The sequence below is a fragment of the Mesorhizobium sp. M1A.F.Ca.IN.022.07.1.1 genome (assembly GCF_003997575.1).
GTDB lineage: Bacteria > Pseudomonadota > Alphaproteobacteria > Rhizobiales > Rhizobiaceae > Mesorhizobium.
In genome coordinates this window covers 1-5,013 of record NZ_RZST01000387.1, presented here as the reverse complement: position 1 = coordinate 5,013, position 5,013 = coordinate 1, and the positions used below count along the sequence as shown (strand labels likewise).

At 64.2% G+C, this 5,013-nt stretch carries 4 protein-coding genes and 2 pseudogenes; 5 read left to right on the top strand and 1 reads right to left on the bottom strand.

Features of this window, described 5'->3' with window-relative positions:
- Positions 1–182: pseudogene (locus tag EOA75_RS34590) on the top strand (hypothetical protein); the annotation flags it as partial.
- 29 nt (positions 183–211) lie between these two features.
- Here EOA75_RS34590 and EOA75_RS35290 read toward each other — a convergent pair.
- Positions 212–362 (bottom strand): annotated as a pseudogene (locus EOA75_RS35290) (SAM-dependent methyltransferase); the annotation flags it as partial.
- Positions 363–597: 235 nt separating this feature from the next.
- Here EOA75_RS35290 and EOA75_RS28530 point away from each other — a divergent pair.
- The 4 genes from EOA75_RS28530 to EOA75_RS28515 form a co-directional block, all read left to right on the top strand.
- Positions 598–1,077 (top strand): DUF2231 domain-containing protein, encoded by a 480-nt coding sequence (locus EOA75_RS28530; protein ID WP_164747617.1) that lies wholly within the window; start codon positions 598–600, stop codon positions 1,075–1,077.
- A 291-nt stretch (positions 1,078–1,368) separates the two neighbouring features.
- The gene (locus tag EOA75_RS34585; protein ID WP_179293627.1) at positions 1,369–1,617 is read left to right on the top strand and encodes a hypothetical protein; all 249 of its coding nucleotides are present in this window, start codon (positions 1,369–1,371) and stop codon (positions 1,615–1,617) included.
- 507 nt (positions 1,618–2,124) lie between these two features.
- Positions 2,125–3,711, top strand: coding sequence for a DUF2778 domain-containing protein (locus EOA75_RS28520; RefSeq protein ID WP_245466766.1), 1,587 nt, complete (start codon positions 2,125–2,127; stop codon positions 3,709–3,711).
- A 292-nt stretch (positions 3,712–4,003) separates the two neighbouring features.
- On the top strand, positions 4,004–5,013 hold a 1,010-nt coding region (locus tag EOA75_RS28515), incomplete at its 3' end, for a glycosyltransferase (RefSeq protein ID WP_164747616.1).

The window sequence follows — 5,013 nt, the reverse complement described above, 5'->3', positions numbered from 1 at the left end:
GTTTATTCTCCACGCGGGTCCTGGCCGCCGAAGCCGTGGCTCGGCTAGCCTTCGGCCCCGGCGGCGTCGCGTTGATGGAGGTAGTCGTCCGCAATTTTCCACGCACGCTCACCTTTGGAGCGCGGCTCAGCGGCAAGACAAAACCTGTCCCTGGTTTGGCCGATGCGCGCCTGGCTCGATAGGTTGGCCTAGAGTTCAGCCACGATGATGTCGACTGAATTTTGGCGGCGACCTCACCGCTGCCGTGCCTGTCCGCAATCACCGAAGTGGCGTAATCCGTTGCTCCAGTTTTGCCGATCCCTGGCTTGGATTTCGTTGCGAAGAAGAGTGCCGTGACAATAAGCCACCGCCGGGATGCGTGGCATTGGATCACGCGCGACAAGAGCACACTATCGTTCAGCTCGCTTTCGAGTCGAGCCCACACTGGCATACGCGCCTATAGCGGTGCGTGAATTCCGTTCCGCGCAGCGCAGTCGGGTTATGGAACATTCCGGCTCAACCGGAGTTTGCATATATCCGGCTTTCTGCCGCCGAGCCCCTGATGCGTTGTGATGTGGCCTGAGGGCGGCGCTCGCCACGCCTCGAGGAGGCCCTACGATGGTCCAGCACACGATCCCTCGCAATCCGCACAGCACGGCAAGCATTGCCGGCCATCCTGTTCATGCAATGCTGATACCGTTCCCGATCGCCTTCTTCGTCGCGACCTTCGTTTGCGACCTTATCTTCTGGCGAACCGGTAATCCGGGCTGGGTCACCGCTACGCTCTGGCTGCTGGGGGCAGGTCTGATCATGGCCGTGCTGGCGGCTCTTGCCGGCTTGACCGATGTCCTGGGGGACACCCAGATCCGCAATCTCCAGGACGCATGGCTTCACGCCGGCGGCAACGTGGTCGTCGTTCTCATCGAACTCTACAACTGGTACTCGCGATATGCCGACGCGGAGGCAGCGGTTGTGCCGGTCGGCCTTGTCCTGTCGCTGATCGTTGTCCTCATCCTTCTGTTCACCGGCTGGAAGGGTTGGGGAATGGTCTATCGGCATCACGTCGGCGTTGCCGACGATCCGGACCAAATGCGCTGAATGCGCCCGTTTTTCCGGTGATTGAAGCAGCTCCAGGATTTCGCTGGAAGCTGTGTAAGAACAATCAGTTGGATTGGGCAAGCGATTCAAAAGTTGAACAACTCCAAGGCGCCCCGCGACGTTGGCCGACGGAAGCGGGTTCAGCTTGAACAGTCCGATCTACGACTACGACGGAATCGATAGGCCGGCCGGAAAGGTGTAGGATGCCTTGTCGTCCGCACCCAGACGAGGCACACGGACGCTTGAAAGAGTAGATCGCGCTTTCGCCCATGTAAGGGGCAGGGAGGCGTCATGGCTTTCACCAAACACAGCGGAATATTCACGCCAGTCGAGCTGGAGCTCCTCCAGAAAGTATTCGATCAGTTGTGCAACGATCGCCGTCTGGCGTTAAAAGACGGGGACCAAAGAGAACAGCTTGCCTCCGACGTGCTCGAAGCCTTCCAAAACGGCTTCAGCGCCGAAGCGGAGTTGTTGCAATCGCTTGCGGAGCGCCGCACCGCACCGTCGCGACGCAATCCGGCTCGACAGCTCCGTCCTTGATTGTCTGGCGCGGCGAAGGCTGTCTTCCCGCATCGGGGTTGACGTTGCGATCTGCCGCCCTGGAAGAGATGCCGCAGCTGGTCGCGCCAGGCTGTTCCTGCCGTTTTTTAACCTCAATCCGTTCTTAGCTGGCGATCGCCCGAAAGGGTAGAACCTTCGCGCTTGCTTGACTCGGCCCGCAAAAACGGGCAGCAAAGCAGCTGAGGGAGAGCATTTTTACCGTGGCGGAGACCATGGAGGGCTCTTTTTTCGTATGGACCGTCGCCACAATGGCGATTGGTGGAGGGATTGGTTAACCATCTTTGTCCATCTTTTGAATCAATCGGCAACAGACGCGTGAAGGTGCAGGGGGCACCAGGCGAGCTGTGATCGTGACGGGTGCCAGGTCCGCAAACCGGCATGCCGATTGAGAGTGGTCGTATGGCGTTTTTGCGTTTGAAGAACCGGGGTGACGCTCCTGAAGAGGGGGTAACTTCGAAGAAATCTGGTGGTCATCGTTGGGTTGTAGTGCCTGCTGTCGGCGCTGCCCTGGCCCTGTGGTCGGTCGCGACCATGGCCGGCCTCTATTCCGTGAGTACCTCGCTCACCGCCGCCTCCAACGGATTGCCGCAGAGCATGCTTGCGCCGCGCAGCATCGTGCTTGGCGACCAGCGCCGCAAGGTCGCGAACGCCTGGGCGCCGCGCCTTGCCGCGAACGGCGCGCACAAGACGGGCTCGCTCACCCGCGGCTGCGATGCCGGCTGCCTCAGTCTCGCAGCCAGCTTTGCGAGCTCCACGCCAAACCCCTCCAGCTTGGTGCATGACGGCAAGGCCGCGCGGCTGAAACCGGCACCGGATAGCGTATCGCATGAGAAGGTTGTCGCGGCTTCCGCCGCGGACGTCGCCGACCGTTTCGACAGCGTCATCAAGCGCGCCGGGCTTTCGCCGCAGAAACTGGCCGATGCCTTCCGGCGCGCCGAGAACGCTCCGGTCCTGCTGGCGAGCTTGCCGTCGGCAAGCCGCTTCGGCGGCGCGGCCGATAACGGTTCGGGCCGGAGTGGGCTGACCTTGAGCGGCCCGGCCGAGTCACGCTTTGGCGGAAATCAGGTCGACGTTCAGCGCGCGTCCGAACTGGCGCTGGCGCTTGCCAATGTCATGCCCGAAGAGACGGTCGACGTGCCGAGCGCCGTCGCGCTCGCCAGCGGCGACGCGCCTGAGATGACGGCCGGCGCTTCCGGCGACGACGGACAAGCTGAAGTGCAGGTCGCTTCGCTGCCGCCGCAGGATGATTTGCCCGACAGCATCGCCGTGCCTGGTTTGAGGCCGCGCACCGCCCTCGGGCGCGCGACGGAAGCGCCTGAACAGAATGCCGCGAGGAAGCCGGAACCGGCCAAGCCGCAGGCAAGCCAGGCGGCAAGGCCCCAAATTGCAAAACCGGAGTCGGCCAAACCGCAGCCGGCCAAGCCGCAGCCGACCGTTGTCCACTCCGCCGAAGGTGCGCAGACGCCGCGCTCGCTGAGGAGCTCCGACCAGGCGCTTCCGGGTGTGCAGGGTGCGAAGCCGATTGAGGCCGCGCCGGCCAAGCGCAGCAAGGCGCAAGCCTCCGAGATGCTCGCCTACGCCAAGCCGGACACGCCCGAGCGCGGCGGTCTCGGCAACGCCTTTAGGGGTCTGTTCAACAGTCCTTCGACGGGCAATGGCGTCGCCGTCTATGACATCTCGACGGCGACGGTCTACATGCCCGATGGCTCCAAACTGGAGGCGCATTCGGGGAAGGGCGCCATGGCCGACCAGCCGCGCTTCGCCAACCGCAAGAATTCCGGCCCGACGCCGCCCGACACCTACAATCTGTCGCTGCGTGAATCGCGCTTCCATGGCGTCGAGGCCATCCGGCTGACGCCGACCAGCGGCAGGAACAAATATAACCGCAACGGTCTGCTCGCCCATACCTATCTGCTGCGCGGCGCCCCAGCCCAATCCAGCGGCTGCGTGGCCTTCAAGGATTATGGCCGCTTCCTCTCTGCCTTCAAGAAGGGGAAGATCAAGCGCCTGGTCGTTGTGCCGCGCCTGAACGGGTCGCCCACCCAGGTCGCCCAGGAAGGCCGCCAGGGCTGACCCCGCCCGCCACTATGCCGGCAGCAGCTTGTTGCCGGTAGGCTGCCTTTGATTTCTTGACGGTTTGCGGTCCTTACCGCCGTTGACGCGCGGCGCGGTCGACGCACGCGCTTGATGTCTTCGCCACGTCTCTTGCAACAGCGGCAGTGACCGGTTCCATCGAATTGCGGATGAGGAAAGGGAGAACTCCCTCTCCCAGAAAGCATATATGGCGCAGCCCGGGCTTGCGGCAAGCCCCCGGCAATGCCGTATGTACGCTGCCCTTGACCTCAGTTTAGGAAAGGGAGTTTGCATGCGGATTTTACTGTCGACTTACGGTTCGCGCGGCGATGTCGAGCCGGTGGTGGCGCTGGGCGAGCGACTGCAGGCGCTCGGCGCCGAGGTGCGGGTGAGTGTCCCCGGCGATGAAGAATTTGCAGCGCTGTGCGCCCGTGCCGGTGTGGAGCTGGTGCCGGCCTTCGCACCGGTGCGCGAATGGGTAAAGGAGATGACGCGGCGCAGGGCATCGGAATCGCCGAAGGACGTGGCCGCGCTGATCTCCGGCCAGGCGGCCGAGATCCTCGCCAGGCAATACGATACGCTCATGGCGGCCGCCGAAGGCTGCGATGCCGTGGTGGCCTGCGGCCTGTTTCCGTCCTGTGCCGCCGCGCGGCTTGTCGCCGGGCAGCGGCACATGCGCTACATCCTTGCCACCTTCTGTCCGATCTGGCTGCCGTCGGCGCACAACCGGCCGCATGAATATCCGGGACATCCGCTTCCAGCCGGGGTGACCGACAACCGGCTGCTGTGGGAGACGGATATCGCGACCAAGAACGCGCTGTTCGGCCAAGCGATCAACAGCTGGCGCGCGTCGCTCGGATTGCCTGCGGTGGAAAATGTCCGCGATTATGTCTACGGCGATCCGGTCCTGCTCGCCTGCGACCCAGCGCTCGGGCCGTGGCTGCCTTCGGACCTGACCGATGCCAGGCAGACCGGCGCCTGGATCCTGGCCGACGAGCGGCCGCTGCCCGACGGGCTGGAGGCATTCCTCGAAGCCGGCCCGCCTCCGGTCTATGTCGGCTTCGGCTCCATTGCCGTGGCCAAGGAGGCCGGCCGTGCGGCCATCGAGGCGGTCCGCGCCAAGGGCCGGCGCACGGTGATCGCGCGTGGCTGGGCCGAGCTTGGCCTTACCGACGACCGGGACGATTGCTTCGCCGTCGGCGATGTCAACCAGCAGGCGCTGTTCCGCCGCGTCGCCGCGGTCATGCATCACGGCGGTGCCGGAACGACCGTCGCCGCCGCGCGGGCACGAGCGCCGCAACT